General features: G+C 72.2%; 20 protein-coding genes and 1 tRNA gene. 14 read left to right on the top strand and 7 right to left on the bottom strand.

Translation table 11 applies throughout. The features are described 5' to 3' along the window. Window positions 1-23: 23 nt before the first annotated feature. Window positions 24-773 carry a hypothetical protein gene (locus tag ACTJKO_RS09750; protein WP_440688113.1) on the bottom strand — a complete coding sequence of 250 codons (750 nt, stop codon included), beginning with the start codon at window positions 771-773 and terminating at the stop codon, window positions 24-26. 237 nt (window positions 774-1010) lie between these two features. Between ACTJKO_RS09750 and ACTJKO_RS09745 the strand changes: the two genes are divergently transcribed. Then, window positions 1011-1766: a pseudouridine synthase gene (locus tag ACTJKO_RS09745; RefSeq protein ID WP_440688407.1), complete on the top strand. Its 756-nt coding sequence runs from the start codon at window positions 1011-1013 to the stop codon at window positions 1764-1766. 21 nt (window positions 1767-1787) lie between these two features. On the opposite strand, the gene ACTJKO_RS09740 is transcribed toward ACTJKO_RS09745, so the two are convergent. Further along, window positions 1788-3056: an FAD-dependent oxidoreductase gene (locus ACTJKO_RS09740; protein WP_440688111.1), complete on the bottom strand. Its 1269-nt coding sequence runs from the start codon at window positions 3054-3056 to the stop codon at window positions 1788-1790. Window positions 3057-3138: 82 nt separating this feature from the next. On the opposite strand from ACTJKO_RS09740, the gene ACTJKO_RS09735 reads away from it, so the two are divergent. From ACTJKO_RS09735 to ACTJKO_RS09710, 6 genes are all read left to right on the top strand, one after another. Next, on the top strand, window positions 3139-3720 hold the full coding sequence (locus tag ACTJKO_RS09735; protein ID WP_440688109.1) for a TetR/AcrR family transcriptional regulator: 582 nt from the start codon (window positions 3139-3141) through the stop codon (window positions 3718-3720). A gap of 19 nt (window positions 3721-3739) precedes the next feature. Next, on the top strand, window positions 3740-4864 hold the full coding sequence (locus ACTJKO_RS09730; RefSeq protein WP_440688107.1) for a prephenate dehydrogenase: 1125 nt from the start codon (window positions 3740-3742) through the stop codon (window positions 4862-4864). Window positions 4865-5019: 155 nt separating this feature from the next. Then, entirely contained in the window at window positions 5020-5718 is a 699-nt protein-coding gene (cmk, locus tag ACTJKO_RS09725; RefSeq protein ID WP_440688405.1) for a (d)CMP kinase, read from the top strand. Window positions 5719-5755: 37 nt separating this feature from the next. Continuing rightward, the gene (gene der, locus ACTJKO_RS09720) at window positions 5756-7282 is read left to right on the top strand and encodes a ribosome biogenesis GTPase Der (RefSeq protein ID WP_440688105.1); all 1527 of its coding nucleotides are present in this window, start codon (window positions 5756-5758) and stop codon (window positions 7280-7282) included. A gap of 395 nt (window positions 7283-7677) precedes the next feature. Then, window positions 7678-7929, top strand: a complete 252-nt coding sequence (locus tag ACTJKO_RS09715) for a hypothetical protein (RefSeq protein ID WP_440688103.1) — start codon at window positions 7678-7680, stop codon at window positions 7927-7929. A gap of 115 nt (window positions 7930-8044) precedes the next feature. Further along, window positions 8045-8554: a hypothetical protein gene (locus ACTJKO_RS09710; protein ID WP_440688101.1), complete on the top strand. Its 510-nt coding sequence runs from the start codon at window positions 8045-8047 to the stop codon at window positions 8552-8554. A 382-nt stretch (window positions 8555-8936) separates the two neighbouring features. Here the strand turns inward: ACTJKO_RS09710 and ACTJKO_RS09705 are convergent, their stop codons facing one another. Further along, window positions 8937-9866, bottom strand: a complete 930-nt coding sequence (locus ACTJKO_RS09705) for a helix-turn-helix domain-containing protein (RefSeq protein WP_440688099.1) — start codon at window positions 9864-9866, stop codon at window positions 8937-8939. Between the two features lie 103 nt (window positions 9867-9969). On the opposite strand from ACTJKO_RS09705, the gene ACTJKO_RS09700 reads away from it, so the two are divergent. After that, a complete protein-coding gene (locus ACTJKO_RS09700; protein WP_440688097.1) occupies window positions 9970-10842 on the top strand; it encodes an oxidoreductase in 873 nt (290 codons plus the stop codon). A gap of 133 nt (window positions 10843-10975) precedes the next feature. On the opposite strand, the gene ACTJKO_RS09695 is transcribed toward ACTJKO_RS09700, so the two are convergent. Then, complete coding sequence (locus tag ACTJKO_RS09695) at window positions 10976-13147, bottom strand: RecQ family ATP-dependent DNA helicase (protein ID WP_440688095.1); 2172 nt, start codon at window positions 13145-13147, stop codon at window positions 10976-10978. A gap of 64 nt (window positions 13148-13211) precedes the next feature. Continuing rightward, window positions 13212-14684, bottom strand: coding sequence for a hypothetical protein (locus ACTJKO_RS09690; RefSeq protein WP_440688093.1), 1473 nt, complete (start codon window positions 14682-14684; stop codon window positions 13212-13214). Window positions 14685-14754: 70 nt separating this feature from the next. Here ACTJKO_RS09690 and ACTJKO_RS09685 point away from each other — a divergent pair, with 70 nt between their 5' ends. The 3 genes from ACTJKO_RS09685 (at window position 14755) to ACTJKO_RS09675 (ending at window position 16368) form a co-directional block, all read left to right on the top strand. Beyond that, window positions 14755-15579, top strand: coding sequence for an endonuclease/exonuclease/phosphatase family protein (locus tag ACTJKO_RS09685; protein ID WP_440688091.1), 825 nt, complete (start codon window positions 14755-14757; stop codon window positions 15577-15579). Further along, window positions 15576-16160, top strand: a complete 585-nt coding sequence (locus ACTJKO_RS09680) for a hypothetical protein (RefSeq protein WP_440688089.1) — start codon at window positions 15576-15578, stop codon at window positions 16158-16160. Before ACTJKO_RS09685 ends, ACTJKO_RS09680 begins: the two co-directional genes overlap by 4 nt. 134 nt (window positions 16161-16294) lie before the next feature. Next, window positions 16295-16368 (top strand) — tRNA-Pro (locus ACTJKO_RS09675). Between the two features lie 185 nt (window positions 16369-16553). On the opposite strand, the gene ACTJKO_RS09670 is transcribed toward ACTJKO_RS09675, so the two are convergent. Then, on the bottom strand, window positions 16554-17246 hold the full coding sequence (locus tag ACTJKO_RS09670) for a PD-(D/E)XK nuclease family protein (protein ID WP_440688087.1): 693 nt from the start codon (window positions 17244-17246) through the stop codon (window positions 16554-16556). Window positions 17247-17416: 170 nt separating this feature from the next. Between ACTJKO_RS09670 and ACTJKO_RS09665 the strand changes: the two genes are divergently transcribed. Together ACTJKO_RS09665 and ACTJKO_RS09660 are read left to right on the top strand one after the other, a co-directional pair. Beyond that, window positions 17417-17797, top strand: coding sequence for a hypothetical protein (locus tag ACTJKO_RS09665; protein WP_440688085.1), 381 nt, complete (start codon window positions 17417-17419; stop codon window positions 17795-17797). Window positions 17798-17911: 114 nt separating this feature from the next. Further along, window positions 17912-18715 carry a hypothetical protein gene (locus tag ACTJKO_RS09660; RefSeq protein ID WP_440688083.1) on the top strand — a complete coding sequence of 268 codons (804 nt, stop codon included), beginning with the start codon at window positions 17912-17914 and terminating at the stop codon, window positions 18713-18715. Window positions 18716-18864: 149 nt separating this feature from the next. Here ACTJKO_RS09660 and ACTJKO_RS09655 read toward each other — a convergent pair whose 3' ends face one another. Further along, window positions 18865-19728 (bottom strand): SMP-30/gluconolactonase/LRE family protein, encoded by an 864-nt coding sequence (locus ACTJKO_RS09655; protein ID WP_440688081.1) that lies wholly within the window; start codon window positions 19726-19728, stop codon window positions 18865-18867. 157 nt (window positions 19729-19885) lie between these two features. Between ACTJKO_RS09655 and ACTJKO_RS09650 the strand changes: the two genes are divergently transcribed. Next, the coding region (locus tag ACTJKO_RS09650; protein ID WP_440688079.1) for a fatty acid desaturase family protein at window positions 19886-20668 on the top strand (783 nt) is incomplete at its 3' end.

The following is a 20668-nucleotide window of genomic DNA, read 5'->3' as shown; positions in this document are numbered from 1 at the left end:
GAGGCGGCCGGCCGGGAGGCGCGTCACGCGACCGCACCGCCGGCTCCGGCCGCGCGGGTGGCCGGTACGGTGACGCCGGTCGCGACGACCGCGGTGGGTACCGGGGGCGGGACGAGCGCTCGGGCCGCCGCGACGACGAGCGTGGCGGGTACCGCAGCGGCGGTGGGTCCGGAGGCGGCCGGCCGGATCGCGACGACCGCTCCGGTCGGTACCGCGGCCGGGACGACCGCGGGGGGTACCGCGGTCGTGACGACCGTGCCGGCGGTGGGTACCGGGGTCGTGACGACCGTGCCGGTGCTGGACGGCGTGACGACGACCGTGGTGGGTACCGCGGCCGTGATGATCGTGCCGGTGCTGGACGGCGTGACGACGACCGCGGGGGGTACCGGGGCCGGGACGATCGTGCCGGTGGCGGGTACCGCGGCCGGGACGACCGGGGTTCGGCCGGTGGCGGGTACCGCGGTCGTGACGATCGTGCCGGTGCTGGTCGGCGTGACGAGGACCGCGGGCGCTTCGTGCGCCGGGACGACGACCGCCGCGGCGGCGACGGCGGAGGGTTCGTCCACCGCGACGACGACCGCGGCGCCCGCTCCTACCGCGATCGCGACGACCGCGGCGCCCGCGGGTACCGCGGACGCGACGACCGAGGTGCCGCTGGCGCTCGCGGCCGCGACGACCGTCGCTCCAGGGGCGCCGATCGTCGCGACGACCGGCGTGACCCGGCCCGCGAGGACCGGCGTTCCCCGGACGGCCGCCCCAGCAGCGTGTGGCACAACGGCCGCCGCTACGTCGGCGGGACCACGAGCCCGCGCAACAGCGACCGGACCCGCGAGCGCGACCGCGCCACGCTCCGTGATCGCAGCACCACGCCCGAGCCGGAAGGCGCCCGCGACGAGCAGGGCCTCCCGCTGGAGGGCACGCCCGAACGGCCGATCATCCCGGACTGGGACGCGCCCGGGGCGACGCCGGACGCTGGAGCCGCACCGCGCCTCCAGGCCGACGGCGAGCGACTGCAGAAGGTGATCGCCGCTGCCGGCGTGGCGTCCCGCCGCGTCGCGGAGAACCTCATCGTGGAAGGCCGCGTCACCGTCAACGGCGAGGTCGTCGACGCGCTCGGTCGGCGCGTCGACCCACAGACCGACGAGATCGCGGTCGACGGGGTCCCGGTGCAGGTCGACACCTCGCGGCGGTACGTCGTGCTCAACAAGCCGACCGGCATCGTGTCGAGCCTGCAGGACGAGCGCGGGCGACGTGACCTGTCCGAGTTCGTCGACCGGTACGAGGAACGCCTGTTCAACGTCGGCCGGCTCGACACCGAGACCTCGGGGCTCCTCGTCCTGACGAACGACGGGGACCTGGCGCACGTGCTCGCGCACCCGTCGTTCGGCGTCACGAAGACGTACATCGCGAAGGTCCGCGGGAACGTCAACCCGGCGACGGTGCAGCGGCTGCTCGACGGCGTGGAGCTCGACGACGGGCCGATCGCCGCGGACAAGGTGCGGTTGCTCGAGTCCTCGCGGGGTGAGTCGCTCGTCGAGGTCACCCTGCACTCGGGTCGGAACCGGATCGTCCGCCGGATGTTCGACGAGGTCGACCACCCGGTGCTCGAGCTCGTGCGCCGCTCGTTCGGGCCGCTGCACCTCGGGTCGCTGCCGCTCGGGAAGACCCGGGAGCTGACGACGGTCGAGCTCGGCAAGCTGCTCACGATCGCGCGCGACGCGACGGGCGTTCCGGAGCGGACGGACGGCGAGGAGTCGTCCGACTAGGGCGGGTGCCGCGCGGGGGCGTCAGCCCTCGCGCGCTGCGCGGTAGGCGTCCGCGCGTTCCTTCCAGCGTGCCGCCTCGGCGTCGAAGTCGGGGACGTCGTCGAGGTCGGGCCCGCCCGCGGCGAAGTGCTCGACGATGGCGGCGTTCGCCGCAGCGCCGACCTCGGCCCCGCGCGGGACCATCACCGCCTCGGCCGCACGGATCGCGACGTCGACGTCCGTGCCGTCGCGGAGCGCGCCGACGATGCCGCGCGCGAGCTCCGCGCCGTCGAGCATGGCGAGGTTGACGCCGTTGCCGCCGAACGGTGCCATCACGTGCGCCGCGTCCCCGATGAGCGCGATCCCGCGCCGGTGTTCCCACGTGGTCGGCGTCGGCAGCGCCATGATGGGACGGTTCGCCAGCGGACCCTCGCTCTCGTCCACGATCCGGAGCAGCTCCGGTGCGAAGTCGGCGAAGCGGCGACGGACCTCGGCACGGACCCGCTCGGTGTCGGTGGCCTGGGTCGCGTTGGCGTCGAGCGCCGGGGACGCGGGCAGGACACCCCCTCGGCCGTCAGCGGTCCCGAGCCCGGCCGCGGCCAACCAGTCGAGGTCGATCCGCATGCCCAGGTACCCGCGGACGACGTCGTCGCTGTTGCGCTGCAGGACCATCGTGCGACCGTCGCCGTTCGCCCAGAGGTGCCCGTCGCCGACGAGCGTCGCGATCTCGGGGTGCCGCTCGGCGGTCCGGGTGAACAGCACCTCGACGAAGCTCACGCCGGTGTACCGCGGGACGGTGTCGGTGAGGGCGGCGCGCACCCGGGACCACGCTCCGTCCGCTCCGATCACGACGTCGGCCGTCTCGACCGTCCCGTCGGCGAAGACGAGCCGGTGCGGGGTGCCGTCCGCTCCGGCCTGCAGCTCGACGAGCTTGCGACCCCACCGGACGGTGCCCGGAGCCAGGGAGTCGACGAGCATCGCGCGGAGCTGAGCGCGGTCGATCTCGGGAGCGGCGGACTCGTCGGCCGCGGCGACCTGTTCGGCGAGGACGGTCCCTGCGGGGTCGACCATCCGGTGTGACTGCCCTTCGGGCCGGGCCAGAGCCGCGAACTCGGTGGTGAGCTGCGCGTCGGCCAGGGCGATCTGCCCGCTGTCCGCGTGCAGGTCGAGCGTACCGCCCTGGTCACGCGCGGCGAGGGAGGCGTCGGCGTCGTGGACGGTGACGGCGACACCGGCGAGCTGGAGGATCCGCGCGCAGGTCAGGCCGCCGGGGCCTGCTCCGACGACGGCGATGGTGGGGTTGGTGTACATGGCTGCCTCCTGTCGATTACCGAACGGTCGTTCAGTAACGACCGTAGTCACCGAACGATCGTTCGGCAAGTACGATCGACGCATGAGCAGCACGGGGACGTCCGGTCGACGGGTCGGCAGCGAGACACGCGCCGAGATCCTGCGCGTCGCGCTGGACCTCTTCACGAGCCGGGGGTTCGACGGCACCTCGATCCGGGACATCGCCGAGGCGCTCGGGGTGACGAAGTCGTCGCTCTACTACCACTTCGCGGGCAAGGAGGCGATCATCCGGGCGCTGCTCGACGACCGCCGGAGCGACGTCGAGGAACTGCTCGCGTGGATCGACGAGCAGCCGCCGGGCACGGACCTCCTGCACCGCGCGGCGATGCGGTGGGTCGGGTCGACGTCACCGGATCGGATCCGCGGGATGCGATTCGCGCACGCCAACCGCCCCGTGATGCGGAAGCTCGCCGACGACGGCGGGGACCTGCGGGCCTGGTTCGACGACGTCGTCCGGCGCGTCCTGCCCGAGGACGCGCCCGTCGCCGACGTCCTCCGCGCCCGGATGGCGTTCGACACGGTGAGCGCCGCACTGTTCGCCGCGCAGACGACCGCGGCCACCGAAGCCGAGGTCGTCGAGGCCGCACTGGCAGCGACCGCCGCGCTCACGAGGTCGACCGACTGATGCTCGGTAGGCTTGCCGGGTGACCGACGCCCGCACCACGCCCGCCGAACCGGACATCGACCGGCGGCTCCGCGGACCCGTGCGGATCGTCGGTGCCGGACTCCTCGGCGCGTCGATCGGCCTGGCACTGCGAGAGAAGGGCGTGGACGTCGTGCTCGACGACGTGTCGCCGGCGGCCCTCGCGCTCGCCGTGGACTACGGGGCAGGTCGTCACCCGGCGGACGGGGACGCCCCGGAGCTCGTGGTGGTGGCGGTGCCGCCGGACGTCGTCGCGACCGTCGTCGAGCGGGAGCTCGCGGCGTACCCGGACGCCGTCGTCACCGACGTGGCGAGCGTCAAGTCGGGGCCACTGGCGAGCCTGCGGGCCGCGGGCGCCGACGTCTCGCGCTACATCGGTTCGCACCCGATGGCGGGGCGGGAGCGCAGCGGCCCGACCGCCGCCCGTGCCGACCTGTTCGTCGGACGGCCGTGGGTGATCGCCGGCCATGACGACATCACGTACCAGCGCGCCGCCGTGGTCGAGGACCTCGCGCTCGACGTCGGGGCGACCGTCGTCCCGATGGAGCCCGAGTCGCACGACCTCGCGGTGGCGTACGTCTCGCACGCGCCGCAGCTGGTGTCGACGCTCATGGCCTCGCGGCTGCGGGACGCCCCGGACGGGTCGCTCGACCTCGCCGGTGGCGGTGTCCGCGACGTGACACGCATCGCCGCGAGCGACCCCGGGTTGTGGGTGCAGATCATCGCCGCCAACGCCGGGCACATCCGGCCGGTGCTCGCCGACCTGCGGGACGACCTCGACCGCGTGCTCGACGCGCTGGACGACCCGCACGGTGCGGGGTCGCCGCGCACCATCGCCGAGGCCATCGCCGCCGGCAACCGCGGTGTCGAACGGCTGCCCGGCAAGCACGGCACGACCAAGCGGTTCGCCCAGGTGGTCGTCCTCGTCGACGACACCCCGGGTCAGATCGCCGCGCTCCTCACGTTCATCGGGGAGATCGGCATCAACCTCGAGGACATGCGCCTCGAGCACTCACCCGGCGCGCAGATCGGCATCGTCGAGGTGTCGGTCGTGCCCGAGCAGGAACAGCGACTCGTCGAGGAACTCGAGGGGCGCGGATGGAGGATCGCAGCAGCATGGGCGTGAACGAAGCGCAGGACTCCGGCGTGACCGGCGGGCCGGACGGCCCCGACACCGGACTGCCGACGCCGGGCGACCAGCCCGGTCCGATCGGCGGCGGTGACATCGCCGGCGGCCTGGACGGTCAGGGCGGTGGCGAGCCGGGTTCGACGCGCGACCCGCTGCCCGCCGGCCTCGCCGACGGTGCGTACGTCGCGAAGTTCGTCGTCGCGGTCGACGGTCCCGCCGGCAGCGGCAAGTCGAGCGTGTCCCGCGCAGCGGCACGCGCGCTCGGCTTCGGGTACCAGGACACCGGCGCCGCCTACCGTGCGCTCGCGTGGCACGCGCTGCAGCAGGCCGTGGACCTCGACGACCCCGCCGCGGTGCTGGCGAGCTGGGACACCTTCGACTACGAGATCGGCACCGACCCCGACGACTACTTCGTGCGGGTGAACGGCACCGACGTGACGGATGCGATCCGGACGCCCGAGGTCACCGCCGCGGTCGCGCACATCGCCAAGCTGCCCGAGGTCCGACAGCGACTCGTGCAGCTGTTCCGCCAGGTGATGCGGCGTACCGACGCTCGGGGCATCATCACCGAGGGACGCGACATCACCACCGTCGTGGCACCCGACGCAGAGGTCCGCATCCTGCTCACGGCCGACGAGTCGGTTAGGATGGCCAGGCGCTCGGCCGAGGTCACGACCCAGTCGGCCGCCGAGACCTCCGCTGCACTCGCCCGTCGGGACGCCGCGGACGCGAAGGTCGTCGACTTCATGAACGCCGCGGACGGCGTCACGACGCTCGACTCCACCGACCTCGACTTCGACCAGACCGTACAGGCGGTCGTCGAGCTGGCCCGAAGCACGGCCACGAACTGATCACCCGCGGCCGAGGGCCGCACGCGAGGAACCCACCATGGCGCAGCTGGACAACGACAACCCGGCGAACGACGACTTCCCCGAGTACGACGACGCCCTCGGCGAGCGGCTCGCCGGACTCGACGACGCCGAGGCCGAGCAGCGGGCGAACGCGCTCCGTGCCGGGCTCGACGACTACGAACTCGACGAGGAAGACGTCGCCCTGCTCGAGGCCGGGGAACTCGGCGAGGACGGCACCACCTACCTGCCGGCGTACCCGGTGCTCGCGATCGTCGGGCGCCCGAACGTCGGCAAGTCGGCGCTCGTGAACCGCATCCTCGGTCGCCGTGAAGCCGTCGTGCAGGACGTCCCCGGCGTCACCCGCGACCGGGTGAGCTACAAGGCCGAGTGGAACGACAAGCGGTTCACCCTCGTGGACACCGGCGGGTGGGAGCCGGACGCGCAGGGCATCAACGCCTCGGTGGCCGCGCAGGCCGAGGTCGCGATCGACCTCGCCGACGCGGTGCTGTTCGTCGTCGACGTCACGGTGGGCATCACCGCGACGGACGAGCACGTCGTCAAGATGCTCCGCGGCACCGACCGTCCGGTCATCGTCGTGGCGAACAAGGCCGACGACGACCGCCGCGACCTCGACGCGTACGAGCTGTGGAACCTCGGCCTGGGGGAGCCGCACCCCGTCTCCGCCCTGCACGGACGTGGCGTGGCGGACCTGCTCGACCTCATCGTGAAGACGCTGCCGGACACCTCCGCCGTCGCGAAGCAGGAGGTCGGCGGTCCCCGTCGCGTCGCGATCCTCGGCCGGCCGAACGTCGGCAAGAGCTCGCTGCTCAACAAGGCCGCGGGCGAGGAGCGGGTCGTCGTGAACGACCTCGCCGGCACCACCCGTGACCCCGTGGACGAGCAGATCGAACTCGGCGGACGGGTCTGGCGCTTCGTCGACACCGCCGGCATCCGGAAGCGGGTGCACCTGCAGCAGGGTGCGGACTTCTACGCGTCCCTCCGCACGACCGCCGCGCTCGAGAAGGCCGAGGTCGCCGTCGTCGTCCTCGACGTCACCGAGCCGATCTCGACGCAGGACCTGCGCATCATCGACCTCGTGCTCGAGTCCGGTCGCGCCCTCGTTCTCGCGTACAACAAGTGGGACCTCCTCGACGACGACCGTCGCCGCTACCTCGAGCGCGAGATCGAGCAGGACCTCGCGCACGTGTCGTGGGCGCCGCGCGTGAACATCTCCGCCCGCACCGGTCGTCACCTCGAGAAGCTCGTCCCGGCGCTCGAGACCGCCCTCGAGTCGTGGGACACCCGCATCCCGACGGGCAAGGTCAACGCCTTCATCGCCGAGCTCGTGCAGGAGCACCCGCACCCGGTCCGCGGCGGCAAGCAGCCCCGCATCCTGTTCGGGACGCAGGCGTCGAGCCAGCCGCCGACGTTCGTGCTCTTCACGACGGGCTTCCTCGACCCGCAGTACCGACGGTTCATCACCCGTCGTCTACGTGAGGTCTGGGGCTTCTCGGGTACGCCGATCATCGTCAACATGCGGGTCCGCGAGCGCCGCAAGCGCTGAGTCCGAACGGGGATCGAGCGTGACGGGGGCGCGACGTCGGTGGCTGTTCGTGGCAGTCGGGGTGATCGTCGCCGTCGCACTCGTCCTCGCGTGGACCACCCTGCGGAGCGAACGGCGCGCGAGCGAAGCCCGGCCCGTGGCCACCGCCGACGCTCGCCGAGCCGAGCGTCGGCGGTGGCGCGATCGGCCCACCGTCGAACGCGCTCGGTGCTCCGGTCCCCGCGCCGTCCCCCGCGTCCGGGTCGACCGGCGACGATTCGCCGATCGCTCCGTGGTGGCAGCGCGTCCCGCCCGTCGAGGGCGACCTGCTCCCCATCGATCGCGGCATCACGGGCCACGTCCGGGTCGAGGACGACCCGGAACTCGGGCTGTACATCGCGTTCGACCACTTCGCGGTGCGCTCCCCGAACCGGTCCCTCAAGGCCGTGCGGGTCGTCCTGTCGAACGGCATGGTCGTGGGGGATCGCCGAGGGTACTGGTCCGGCGGCCAGGCGGTCGACGTCGGGAGCATCCCGATCGACACCGAGGAACAGTCCCTCACGATCACGACGCCGCAGATCCTGCCCGAGGACGTCCGCTCCATCCTGATCCGTGACCCCGACACCGGCGAGGTCATCGGTGGTGCCGCGCTCATCCCGACGAGCTGACGGACCCGGCCCCAGGACCGCGCGGGCCGACTGATCGAGGCGTGTCGCGCCTCCAGGCCGCCGGACGGGAGGCGCGGTGCACGTCGCGCCCCGCCGGATGCGGCACCATGGACCCGTGAGTCTCCCCGTCCTCGCCGACCGTCTGTGGTGTCGGCTGCACCTCGACCGGCTCGCGGGTGGCCGGCAGGCCGGCTACGTGATCCGTGAGGACATGCTCGAGCACCCCGAGACCGTGCGGTCGTTCCGGTGGATCCGGTGGTTGCTCGTCGCCGAGACGGTGGTGGGGCTCGCGGCGATCGTCGTGGCCGTGCTGCTGACACGGGCGGGGCAGACCATCCCGTGGGCGGTGTGGTTCCGAGCGACCGTCGTCCTGCTCATCACGCTGACGCTCTACGTGTTCGCGTGGCGGGCGCAGCTCGGGTACTACTGGGCGTACCAGCGGTTGCGGTTGTTCAGCCGGATCTTCCCGGTGGTGACGCTCGTCGTGGCGGCGATCCCCGGGCTCTACCCGTTCTGGATGGTCATCGAGCAGATCGTGTTCTCGCTGCTCATGATCGGCATCGGCGACGTGCTGACGACGGACCACATGCGGGCGACGTTCCCGAAGCCGGCGCGGCGGTCGTAGCGCCGGCGCGGCGCGGCGCGGGGCGGCGCGGGGCGGGGCGGGGCCGGGCTCGCTCGGCCGACTCGGAACGACATCGTCGCTGTCGTACGACAGCGGTGTCGTCGCTCGTTGCACGCGCGCGATGTCGCGGCCCGCGCAGTGCGACACCGTCGCTGTCGTACGACGGCGACAACGTCGTTCGTTGCACGCGCATGGTGTCGCGGGGCGGGAGGAACGACATCGGCGTTGTCGTACGACGTCGGCGTCGTCGCTCGTTGCACGCGCAGGGTGTCGCGGGCGGGGCGGGGAGCTGGAGCGACGTGGAACGACTCAGTCGGTGTCGTACGACGCCGAGGTCGTCGCTCGTTGCACGCGCGGGATGTCTCGGGGCGCGCGGAACGACTCAGTCGGTGTCGTGCGACGTCGACATCGTCGTTCCGAGGCCGCCTCCTGCCCGCCGCCGACCCTCGCCCACCGAGACCGCCGCCCCCGACACCGCCGCCGGCGCCGGCGCCGCCAGGCTCCCGAGCAGCGCGAGCGCCCGAGCCGACGGGGAACCGGGCTCCGCGTGGTGCACGACGAGGAGCTGCCCGTCGGTCCCACCGACACCGAGCTTCTCGCGCCGCAGTTCGAGCTCGCCGACGTCCGGGTGCGACATCCGCACGGTGCCCCCGCCGAGCGGCCGGACGTCGTGCCGCGCCCAGAGCCGTCGGAAGTCCTCGCTGCCCAGCGACAGCTCGCCGACGAGGGTCGTGATCGCCGGGTCGTCGACGTCGGCCCCGATGGAGGACCGGAACGACGCCACCATCCCGCCCATCTGGTGCTCCCAGTCGGGGTAGCGCTCCTGTTCGCTGCGGCTGAGGAACATCGTCCGGAGCCGGTTCTCTCCGGCGCGCATCCCCGGGGCCAGCGCCGTCGCCAGGGCGTTCGCGGCGAGGACGTCGAACGCCCGGTTCTCCACGAACGCGGGCAACCCGATCACGTCGAGGAGCTGCAGCGTCCCCGACGGCACCCGTTCGGTCCGGGACGACTGCGACCGCGGTGTCCGCCGGCGGGTGACCGAGCTGTCCGCCAGGCTCCGCAGGTACGCCGAGGCCGTCGCGTCGAGCCCGAACACCCGGGCGACGGCGTCGAGCACCTGCGCCGACGGGTTGCGGTCGCGCCCCTGCTCCAGGCGCAGGTAGTAGTCGGCGCTGATGCCCGCGAGCGTCGCCACCTCCTCGCGGCGCAGGCCGGGCGTCCGCCGCACACCCGTCACCCGGAGCCCGGCGTCCTCCGGGCGGACCAGTTCACGCCGTGCGCGGAGGTACTCGCCGAGGGTGTTGTCGCTCACACCTCGATGCTACGGACGCTCCCGGTGTCCGGTCCTGGTCCCCGTGGTCCCAGGGTGGAGGGGGACCTGCCGGCACGGTCACACCGGGAGCATCGTGGTGGACATGACGGACACGACACTCCCCGGCGGCTCCTACCGCCTCGCAGACGACCTCGACCTCACCCGCGTCGGGTACGGTGCCATGCAGCTCGCCGGCCCCGGCGTCTTCGGACCGCCCGCCGACCGAGCGGAGGCGATCCGGGTGCTCCGCACCGTGGTCGAGCTCGGCATCACGCACATCGACACCGCGGACTTCTACGGCCCGCACGTCACGAACGAGATCATCCGCGAAGCCCTGCACCCGTACGCCGACGACCTGCACATCGTCACGAAGGTCGGCGCCCGGCGCGACGCGGACGGCGGGTGGCCGCACGCCCGCGAGCCCCACGAACTCGTCGAGCAGGTGCACGCCAACCTCCGGGGCCTCGGCCTCGAGCAGCTCGACGTGGTGAACCTCCGCACGGGCGGCTTCGACGCGCCGGAGCCGGGCAGCATCGCCCCGCAGTTCGAGGCGCTCGCGGAGCTCCAGCAGCAGGGCCTCATCAAGCACCTCGGACTCTCCACCGTCGACGCCGAGCAGCTCGCGGAAGCGCAGTCGATCGCGCCGGTCGTCTGCGTGCAGAACATGTACAACGTCGCTCGTCGTGAGGACGACGCGATGGTCGACCTCACGGCCGCGCAGGGCATCGCCTACGTGCCGTACTTCCCGCTCGGCGGCTTCTCGCCCCTGCAGTCGGGAGCGCTCGACGCCGTCGCCGAACGCCTCGGTGCGTCGCGGCTGACGATCGCGCTGTCGTGGTTGCTGCAGCGCTCGCCGAACATGCTGCTCATCCCGGGCACCTCGTCGGTGGCGCACCTGCGTGACAACGTCGCTGCAGCGGCGTTCGTGCTGCCCGAGGACGCCGTGGCCGAGCTGGACGCGATCGGCGCCGTCTGAGACACGAGCGGGAACGCCGGGAGGCGCGGTGCGGTCCGGCACATCGCCTCCCGGCATCACGTGGTCCCGTCCGTACCGACCGCCGCACTCCGATGCCCAGTGCCCAGGCCAGCGGCGAGCGGACACGAACCGGTCAGGCGACGGTGGCCAACGCGAACGGCAGCACGGCGGACGCCCCGGCCCGTCGGAGTTCCCGCCCCGCGACCGTCATCGTCCACCGGCTGTCGACCAGGTCGTCCACGAGCAGCACCGGCCCCTCGTGCGCCTGCAGCGCGGCGGCGAGCGACGGATCGACCACGAAGGTGTCCCACACGCCCGACAACCGGTACGCACTGTTCGTCGCTCCGTCGCCGCGCGGAGTGCCACCGCTCCGCCCGAGCGTGCCGAGGAACCGCAACCGACCGATCGCACTCAACGCCTGCGCCAGCGACCCCACGAGCTCCGGCCGCGACCGCGAGGACATCGCGACGACCCCCGTCGGCCGGGTCTCCCACGGCCAGTCCTTCAGCGCTCGGACGCAGCCGTCGACGAGTTCACGGGACACCGGGGCATCCGGCATACCCGGCGCGAACAATGCCCGGAGCGGCCCGCCCCAACCGAGGTCGGTCAGCCGTGCGACGGCGCGGCCGGGCTGCACGAGTTCGTCGGGACCGATCTTGCCGCGGACGGGGACACCGAGCGCCGCCATGCCGGAGGGCCACTGGGCGCGCGGGGCGATCTCGACCCCGACCTTGTCCAGCGCCGCGGCGGCACCGTCGGCGTCGGACGTCGACACCGTCGTCGGGTACCAGGCCCCCGCGCAGTTGTCGCACCGCCCGCAGGGCTCGGCGGACGGGTCGTCGAGGTCCTGCTGCAGCAGCTGCATGCGGCACGCGGAGGTCGACTCGTAGGCGAGCATCGACGCGGCCTCGGCAGCACGGGCCGCCGCGACGCGCTCGTAGCGCGGCGCGTCGTACGTCCACGGCTGCCCGGTCGCGACCCAGCCCCCGGTGACGCGCTGCACGGCGCCGTCCACGTCGAGCACCTTGAGCAGGAGTTCGAGCGTGGACCGCTTGATGTCCACGAGACCCTCGAGCGCGACGGTCGACAGCGGCGAGGACGACGCCGACAGGGCATCGAGCACCGCGGCCGCGCGTGCCTCGGTCGGCATGGAGGCGCTCGCGAAGTACTGCCAGATCTCCTGGTCCTCACGCCCGGGCAGCAGGAGCACGTCCGCATTGTCGGTGGCGCGGCCGGCACGACCGATCTGCTGGTAGTACGCCACCGGCGACGACGGCGCCCCGATGTGCACGACGAACCCGAGGTCCGGCTTGTCGAACCCCATGCCGAGGGCGCTCGTGGCGACGAGCGCCTTGAGCTCGTTGCCCTTGAGCTGCTGCTCGAGCTGTTCGCGTTCCTCGGTGTCGGTCCGGCCGGTGTAGGCCCGCACGGCGTACCCGTTCTCGCGCAGGAGCCGGGCGATGTCCTCGGCGGCGGAGACGGTGAGCGTGTAGATGATCCCGCTGCCGGGGAGGTCGCCGAGGTGCGCCAGCAGCCAACCGAGGCGCTGCCGGGCATCGGGCAGCGTGAGGACACCGAGGCGGAGCGACGCCCGGGCGAGTGACCCGCGGATGGTGAACACGGGGTCGTCCGGGCCCGCCGTCAGCTGCTCGGCGACGTCCTCGACCACGCGCTCGTTCGCGGTGGCGGTCGTCGCCAGCACGGGGACGCCGTGGGGGAGCGACCGGATGAGCTCGGCGAGCCGCCGGTAGTCCGGCCGGAAGTCGTGCCCCCAGTCGGAGATGCAGTGCGCCTCGTCCACGACGAGCATCCCCATCCGGGCGATCAGCGTCGGCAGCTGTTCGTCACGGAACCGCGGGTTGTTGAGCCGTTCGGGGGAGACGAGGAGCACGTCCACCTCGTCGCGCGCGAGGGCGGCCCGGGTCTCCTCCCACTCGTGCGCGTTCGCCGAGTTGATGGACACGGCGCGGACACCGGCCCGGGACGCGGCGGCGACCTGGTCGCGCATGAGCGCCAGCAGCGGGGACACGAGCACGGTCGGGCCGCCCCCGCGGCGTCGGAGCAGCAGCGTCGCGAGGAAGTACACGGCCGACTTGCCCCAGCCGGTGCGCTGCACGACCAGGGCCCGCTGCCGGTGCTCGACGAGGGCGGAGATCGCCTCGAGCTGACCGGGGTGGAAGACCGCGTCGGCACGGCCCGTCAGGGCCTGGAGCGCCTCCTGCGCCTCCGTCCGGATCTCGGCGGAGGGCGGAGCGGGCGACGCGACGGACGACGCAGCGGGGGAACCGTGACCGAGACCAGACATGACCCCATGCTGTCAGCAGCGGCCGACGGAACGCGCCCCGCGCCTCCAGGCTGTGGACAACCCGCTACTGGTAGGTGATCAGCGACGGCGTCGGCGACACGTCCGCCATGGTCTGCTGCGGCGACAGCATCGGCTGGTCCTCGTCGGTGAAGTTCTTCCATCCCCAGTGCACGCCCGCCGGGGCATCCGCGTGCAGCGCCTTCCACGTCGCCTGCTTGTCCGGCTGCGAACCCTGCCCGTCGGCGTGGATGAGCAGGTCGAGTTCCGGGTGCGACTCGATCGACGACCGGTCCTGGATCATGGACAGCCGGAACTGGTGCAGCACGAGCGCCTTCGGCGGCAGGCCCTTCGACCGCACGAGCTGCGCGAGCCACGAGGACACCTCGTTCACCTCGGACGCCCGGACGCTCCCGATCTGCTCCAGCGGCACCTGGTCGGGCCCGAGCCGCCACTCCGGGTCCAGTGCGAGCCACACGCCGGGCTTCGCGAGCAGCGACTCGTACCGCTTCGCCTGTGACAGGAAGTCGGCGCGCCCGGGCTGCAGGTCGAGGATCACCGGCATTCCGGCGTCGTGCGCGGCGTCGACGTACGGTTCGAGCGTCGACACGGGCAGCTCCGAGGAGTAGTCCCCGTCGGCTCCGGGGGCTCCCGCGGCGACGGTCGCGATGACCTCCATCGCAGGCGTGACCGGCACGTCGCCGAGCCCGTCGTACCCCGCCGCGACGGACCGCGCCCGTCGCACGGTCGCCTCCGGGTCCTGCTCGCCGAGGACACCGAGCGCCGGTGCTCCCGGCGCGCCGTACAGCGCGACGTACCGGTGGCCGTCGAACGGTCGCTGCCCGCCGTGTGGCAGCTGCCACCCGTGCTCCGCAGCGCGCACGGTCCACTCGGGGTCGCCGAGCGCACCGAACGCAGAGCCGACGAGGACCGTCGGGTGGTCCGCCCGCTCGTGCAGCGCCGTCACCACCGCGGGCGCCGCCGCCGGGTCGGTCACGCCGTCCGGCATCACGACCACGCGCGCACCAGCGGCCTTCGCGGTCGCCACGGCCGCAGCGTCCGCCCTCGCGTCCGCCACGACGACGGTCGCCTGCCGGGAGGCGCGGGTCGGCTCCGGCGCGTCGCCGTCGGTCGGCGCACCCCGCCGTTCCGCGTCCGTGTCCACCGTCACGTCGCCCTCGGCCTGGTACCAGCGGGCGCCGAGGCGGTGCAGCTCCCGCGCCACGCCGGCGCCGCTCGACCCGGTCAGGAGCGCTGGGACGTGCGCACGTTGCGCGGCGCTCGCCGCGGCCCGCACCGCGCGGTCGTCGTCGGCGGGTGCGACGACCGCGCCGGGAGCGGTCGCGAAGAGCGCCCGGCTCGTCGCGACGGAGCGGGCGGCGGCGTCCCGCTGGGTGGCCGTCGCGACGGTCTGGGCGGAGGCCTCCGCCAGCGTGGGGCGCGCGTCCGCGGACTGGATCCCGGTGCAGCCGGCGGCTCCGAGCAGCAGCCCGGCGGCCGCGATCGCGAGGAGGACACGGGAGGTGGAGCCGGAACGCATCGGGCCACCATACGAGCCGTCCGGAACACTCCCTGGGAATCCGACGGGTGTCGTCTCGTAGAAGGGGAGCATGCCCGACGACGACCGCCCGCTCATCGGCGAGGTGCAGCCGCCCGACGTGCACTGCATGACGCTCAACGTGCGCCGCCGAGTGCCCCGGCCCGCCGCGCACCCCGATTCGTGGTCGCGTCGACGGGACGCCGTGGTCGCGCTCGTCACCTCGGAAGTGCCCACCGTGCTCGCCGTCCAGGAGGCGCTGCCCGCGCAGTCGGCGGACCTCACCGCCGCCCTCGGGTCGCGCTGGGAACCCGTGCTCGTCGGCCGTGGCGCGCGAGGAGGGGGCGAGCAGGTCGGACTGTTCCTCGACCGCGAGCGGCTCGACGTCGAGGAGCGCCGGTCGTGGGCGCTGTCCCGTACCCCGCACCGGCCGGGCTCCCGGTCCTGGGCGACGTCCTTCCCGCGGCACGCCGTCGCGGCCGTGGTCCGGGACCGAGCCACCGGCCGCAGGTTCACGACGATCGCCACGCACCTCGACGTCCTGTCACCGTGGGCCCGGCTCCGGTCCGCCGCGCTCCTCGGACGGATCGTCCGGGAACGCGGGCTGCCGGCCGCGGTCATGGCGGACTGGAACAGTCCCGCCGGCTCGGCGCCTTGGCGAGCACTGGCGGACACGGGCGTCGTCGACAGCTGGAGCCGCGCCTCCCGGCAGGTGACCGAACCCTTCGGGACCTACCCGCACTACCGGGAGCCGCGTGTCGGGGACCGGCGCATCGACGGTGTCCTCGTGACGGCCGATGCGACCGTCGACCGCGTTGCCGTGTCCGTCCGTCGCCCGGGCGGTGTGTGGCCGTCCGACCACGCCGCCGTGCACGCCGTGGTGCGGTGGGCGTCGTGATCGCCACCTTCGGTCCGACGTTCCTGCGCCCGCGGTTCCTCGTCGCCGACGTCGTGCGGGCGCTCACGGTCGTGAGCCTCGTCGTCGCGGTGATCGGCTGGGGCGGGACCTCGTTCGCGGTGATGTCGCTGTGCCTGCTCGGCGTCGTCGTGCCGAGGATGCTCGGGCTCCGGCCGGTGTTCGACGTGCTCGTGTGCGTGCTCGTGCTCGTCTCCGGCTGGTCCAGTGTCCTCGAGTGGTACACGACGGTGTTCCTCTGGGACAAGCTCATCCACGTGCTGCTGACCGGGCTGCTCGCGGCCGTGCTGTACGTGATCGGGTCGGACGTCGGCGCCGTCCCCGCCGCCCCGGACGGTCACCGCGTGGTCGTCGCGGTGCTCGCCGTGTGCGCTGGGCTGGCGGTCGGGGCGACGTGGGAGATGGGGGAGTGGCTCGGGCACAACTTCGTCGACTCGTCGATCTTCGTCGGGTACGACGACACGATCGGCGACCTGGCGGCGGACGGCTTCGGGGGACTGCTCGCCGGGTTCGGGCTGCCGTGGCTGGCGGCGCGGCGGGAGGTGGTGCGGGCCGGGCGGTGAATGTCGTGGCGCCCCTGGGGTGGCGCTGGGTGCGGCGACGCGCCGTGGCGCGGGCGGGGTCTGGTGTCCGCTATGCTGGTCTGGTTGCTCCGCGCTCCGGTCGGACGCGGGCGACGTGAGCTCCTCGGGGCTCGCGGGCTGTGGCGCAGCTTGGTAGCGCACTTGACTGGGGGTCAAGGGGTCGCAGGTTCAAATCCTGTCAGCCCGACCGACGCGGCGAGTTGGCAATCGTCTCGGGAACTGTTCACAACGAAGAAGCCCACCGAGTGTCTCGGTGGGCTTCTTCGTTGTGTTCGGTCTCGAGACGGTGCTTCCGCGGACGCGCTGCAGAAGCAGTTCGTCGCGCTGTCTCCTCGCCCCCGACTTCCGGGCTCGCCGCGTCGCCCGTGTCGCTCAGACGGCGATGTCCTGCCAGGGCGACCAGTGGCGGGTGGGTCGGCCTCTGCCTTGTCCGATGAACAGCAGTCGTCCGCGGATGTGGCGGCCTGTGCCTTCTGTGCCGGCGCGGACTGCGTCGAGGTAGCGGCGCAGCTGTTCGGTGTCTTGCCGTACGACCCAGTCTGGTGGTGTGGCGTTTCCGAACTTCAGGTCGATGACTTCGATGTCACCGTCGGCGCGGTAGACGAGCAGGTCGGCTCTGAGGTGTTCAGCGTCTGGGGTGAGGACGCCGTGTGTGCCGGCGACGGCGAACAGCGGTACTTCGCTCCACGCATGGGTGAAGGGTTTCCCTGTGATGGATCGGGAGCCGAACCGGGTTGCGAGCGCTCGTGACGCGTTGGCGACCATCGGGCGTAGCCCGTCGAGGACAGCGTCCTGTTCACGGGTGGTGAGCTGTCGCCATTCGGAGACGAACGTGTCCGCACCGTCGTTCGGACCATCGACGTTCAGCAGCCCCTGCGCGGTGTGCCGGTGAGGTGCTGAGGCGGGTTCTGCTTGCGTGCCTCGGAGTGCCGCTTCGAGCACGTCGACGGCGATGTCGGTCTCCCCGACGAACCGTTCCGGGTCGTGGAAGTACTCGAACCGCTTCCCGTACAGCGGACGGACGAACGGCCACAGCACCGCCCTGTGTGCCAGAACGCCCTTCATCGTGAACTCGTTGTGCCTGTTCCCCACACATCCAGCGTGCACGACGCCGCCGACAAGACGGTGGACTCGAGGGGCCCGCGCGGTGGCGGCCAGCTTCGAAGCCGATCGGCAATCGGTGGACTGCTCCGTTGCGGCTGATGGTCGTCCGAGGCTCGTCTAGGGTCTCCGGCATGGGCTTCCGCGTCACGCAGTCGTTCTCCGACGAACCGCCGGTGTGGAAGACGGCAGCGCCCACTCGCCGACGACAGGTGCCGGGTTCGGGGCTGACCATCGCAGCCCTCGCAGTCGGCTTGGCGGTAACCGGCGGTGTCGTCTGGGTGGCTCTGTCCTGGGACGTGCTCATGGGTGACGTACTGCAGTGGGCACGGTGGATGCTCGTCCTGGTGCAGGCAGGGCTGTGGCTGACGTCCGCCGGATGCTGCGTCTGGCAGTGGAAGCGGAGACGGACCGGGCTGTGGATCGCTCTCACTGGAGGCGTGCTGGCGGGTCTCTTCTTCTGGGTGTCGGCCTTCCTGCTCGTCGCCTCGCTACCGTGCCCGTCGTTCTGCTGATCGGCCTCGTCGGCGTCACGGGAACGGAGCCGAGGGACCATGCGGATCTACTCCCCGTGGTGAGGAGATGGAGTCCGTGGGCCACCCTGCCCGGTGGTCGTGCACAATGCTGGCATGAGGGACGCCGCAACTGCTCCGAACCCTGTCGCTGTGGTGCTCCGCCCGTTCGGGTACCTGCTCATCGGGCTCGTGTGGACCGCACTGTTCGTGGTCGTGGTCGGGATCTCCGGAGCGCTGCTGTTCGGGTTCGCCTCGACCGGCGGGGGTGGGGCGCCCTGGAGCGACCTCGACGTTCCGGGGTGGTTCGCGGTGTGCTGCATCGGGTTGTTGTGGGTGGTGCTCGTCGGGTTCCTCGAGGTGCTGCTGCCGTTGGCGACGGCGCCGCTGGCGGTGCTGTCGTTCACGTACGTCGTTCGTGCGCTTCGCCCCGCGTTCCGGGAGCAGCGGCTGAGCTACACGGTGCAGGGCCGGGAGACGATCGGTCCGGTGACGGTTTCCGGAACGGTGGCGATGTCGCTGCTGCCGGTGCAGCGGTCGCGGTGGACCGATTTCTGGATGCGCTTGTACGCGGCCGGTTGGTCGGGCGGCGGCGGACGGGTGTGGGTCGCGTCGATGCCGTGGGGGTTGGCGACGTTCTTGCTGCCCGTGTGGGTGCTCTCGCCGATCGGACCCATCGCTGCGGCGGTCTGGACGGTGCTGACGATCGCGGCGGGAGTTGCAACTGTCGTCCTGACGTGGCGTGCGTTGACTCGCCCACCAGCTCGACCGAAAGTGGGCGGTCCTGTCCGGGCTGCGCTCGAGGGCATCACACAGCGCATCATCTTCGGACCGTCGAGGAGCAGCAGAGAACTGCGGAAGGCGCGACGGGCACGCGAGAAGCGGAGGCAGGCACGGGAGAAGCAGCGCCGAGCACACTGAGACGGTCTGCGGAAGCGCCGCTCCTGTTCGCCTTCCTCCCACGAAAACCGAAGCCACCAGCCTCGGGAGCGCGTCGACACGCAGCAGCTCCCCTCCGGAACAGGAGCACGCCGTCGTTCAGCGGTCTCGCGAAGGCAGCCGCGCTGTCGTCAGCAGCCCGGCACCGACACCCGCACCGCACTGATCCGCCCCGCCCGCGTGCTCGCCGTGACCTCGGGGTCGTAGCTGTCCGCCGTCGCGAGGTAGAGCGTCCGACCGTCGTCCCCACCCAGCGCGCAGTCGATCGCGCACAGCCCGGGAGCGTCGATCCGGTCCGTGACCTCACCGCCCTCGAGCACGCGGAGGAACTCGCCCGTGTCGACCGAGCACACCCAGATCGCTCCCTCGGCATCGACCGTGCTGCCGTCCGGCGTGACACCTTCGGGCAGGTCCGCCCACGGACGACGACCGGTGAGCGACCCGTCCGCTGCGATGTCGAACGCGGTCAGCCGACCACCCCAGGTCTCGCTGACGACGAGCGTGCGCTGCCCCGGCAGGATGTTCATGCTGTTCGGGAAGACGAACCCGTCGGCCGCGAGCCGCACCGAGCCGTACGGTTCCACGACGTAGACGGGGCCGGGGCGGAGTTCCTCGCCGCCGTAGAGGTCGTACCCGAACGCGCCGATGTACGTCCGACCGGTCTCCGGGTCGACGACGAGGTCGTTGACGAGCGACGACTCGATGCCGGACAGGTCGGCGAACACCGAGGTCTCACCGCCCGGCTCGACGGCCAGGACGGTGCGGGACTCCATCGCGCTGACCACGAGTCGACCGTCCCGCAGCCAGCCCAGTCCGGACGACTGCCCCTTGACGGTCGCTTCGAGTCGCGGTCCCGCGTCGGAGGCCGGGTCGATCGAGAACACCTCGCCGGTGTGCATGTCCGAGTACCAGAGCCGGCCCTCGTGCCAGCGGTTGCCCTCGGGGAAACGGATGCCGGTGACGACGTCGGCTGCGGAGTCCAGGGAGATGTGCACGGATCCAGCCTGCCAGGCCGCAACGCGAAGGAGTCCGCCACGCAAAGTGGACTGCCAGGCGAACACGCAACTCCGCCCCCTAGGGTCGCGGCAAGCGCACACGCGTGAACTCCTCGTACCGGTTGAAGGACCGATCCGCAACGGAAGGTCGGTCCTCATGACCACCACTCCGCTCACGCCGGGTTACACCCGCACTCGTCCCGGGCCGGGGAGCCGCAACGGCACCTCGACCTACTCCGCGCTCCTGGCGCAGGTGAAGGAGCACGGCCTGCTGCGCCGTCGCACCGGCTTCTACTGGGCGCTGTTCGGCTCCCTGGCCGGCACGCTCGCCCTCGCCTGGGTCGCGTTCGCGTTCCTCGGCGACTCCTGGTTCCAGCTCATCGTCGCCGGAGCGCTCGGGGTGCTGTTCACGCAGTTCGCGTTCCTCTCGCACGAGGCCGCGCACCGCCAGGTGTTCGCGTCGCAGCGCTGGAACGACCAGGCCGGCCGGTACATCGGCACCTTCCTCGTCGGCCTCAGCTACTCGTGGTGGATGAACAAGCACACGCGGCACCACGGCAACCCGAACACCGTCGGGAAGGACCCGGACATCGCACCGGACGGCATCCGCTTCCTGCCCGAGGACGCCGCCGCGGCGAAGAGCGCCCCGATGCAGCTGTTCCTGCGGTTCCAGGGGTGGTTGTTCTTCCCCCTGCTGACGCTCGAGGGACTCAACCTGCACCGCTACGCCGTGATGTCGATCGTCACCGGCAACGGCACCAAGGCCGACGTGCAGCACCGCCTCATCGAGGGCGCGCTGCTCGTCGCCCGCTTCGGCATCTACCTCACGATCGTGTTCTGGTTCCTGCCGTTCGGCATGGCGTGCGCGTTCCTCGGGGTGCAGCTCGCCGTCTTCGGCGTGATGATGGGTGCCTCGTTCGCCCCGAACCACAAGGGCATG

Source organism: Curtobacterium sp. 22159, from assembly GCF_052045775.1.
Taxonomy (GTDB): domain Bacteria; phylum Actinomycetota; class Actinomycetes; order Actinomycetales; family Microbacteriaceae; genus Curtobacterium.
This window is presented reverse-complemented; position numbering and strand designations above follow the sequence as displayed.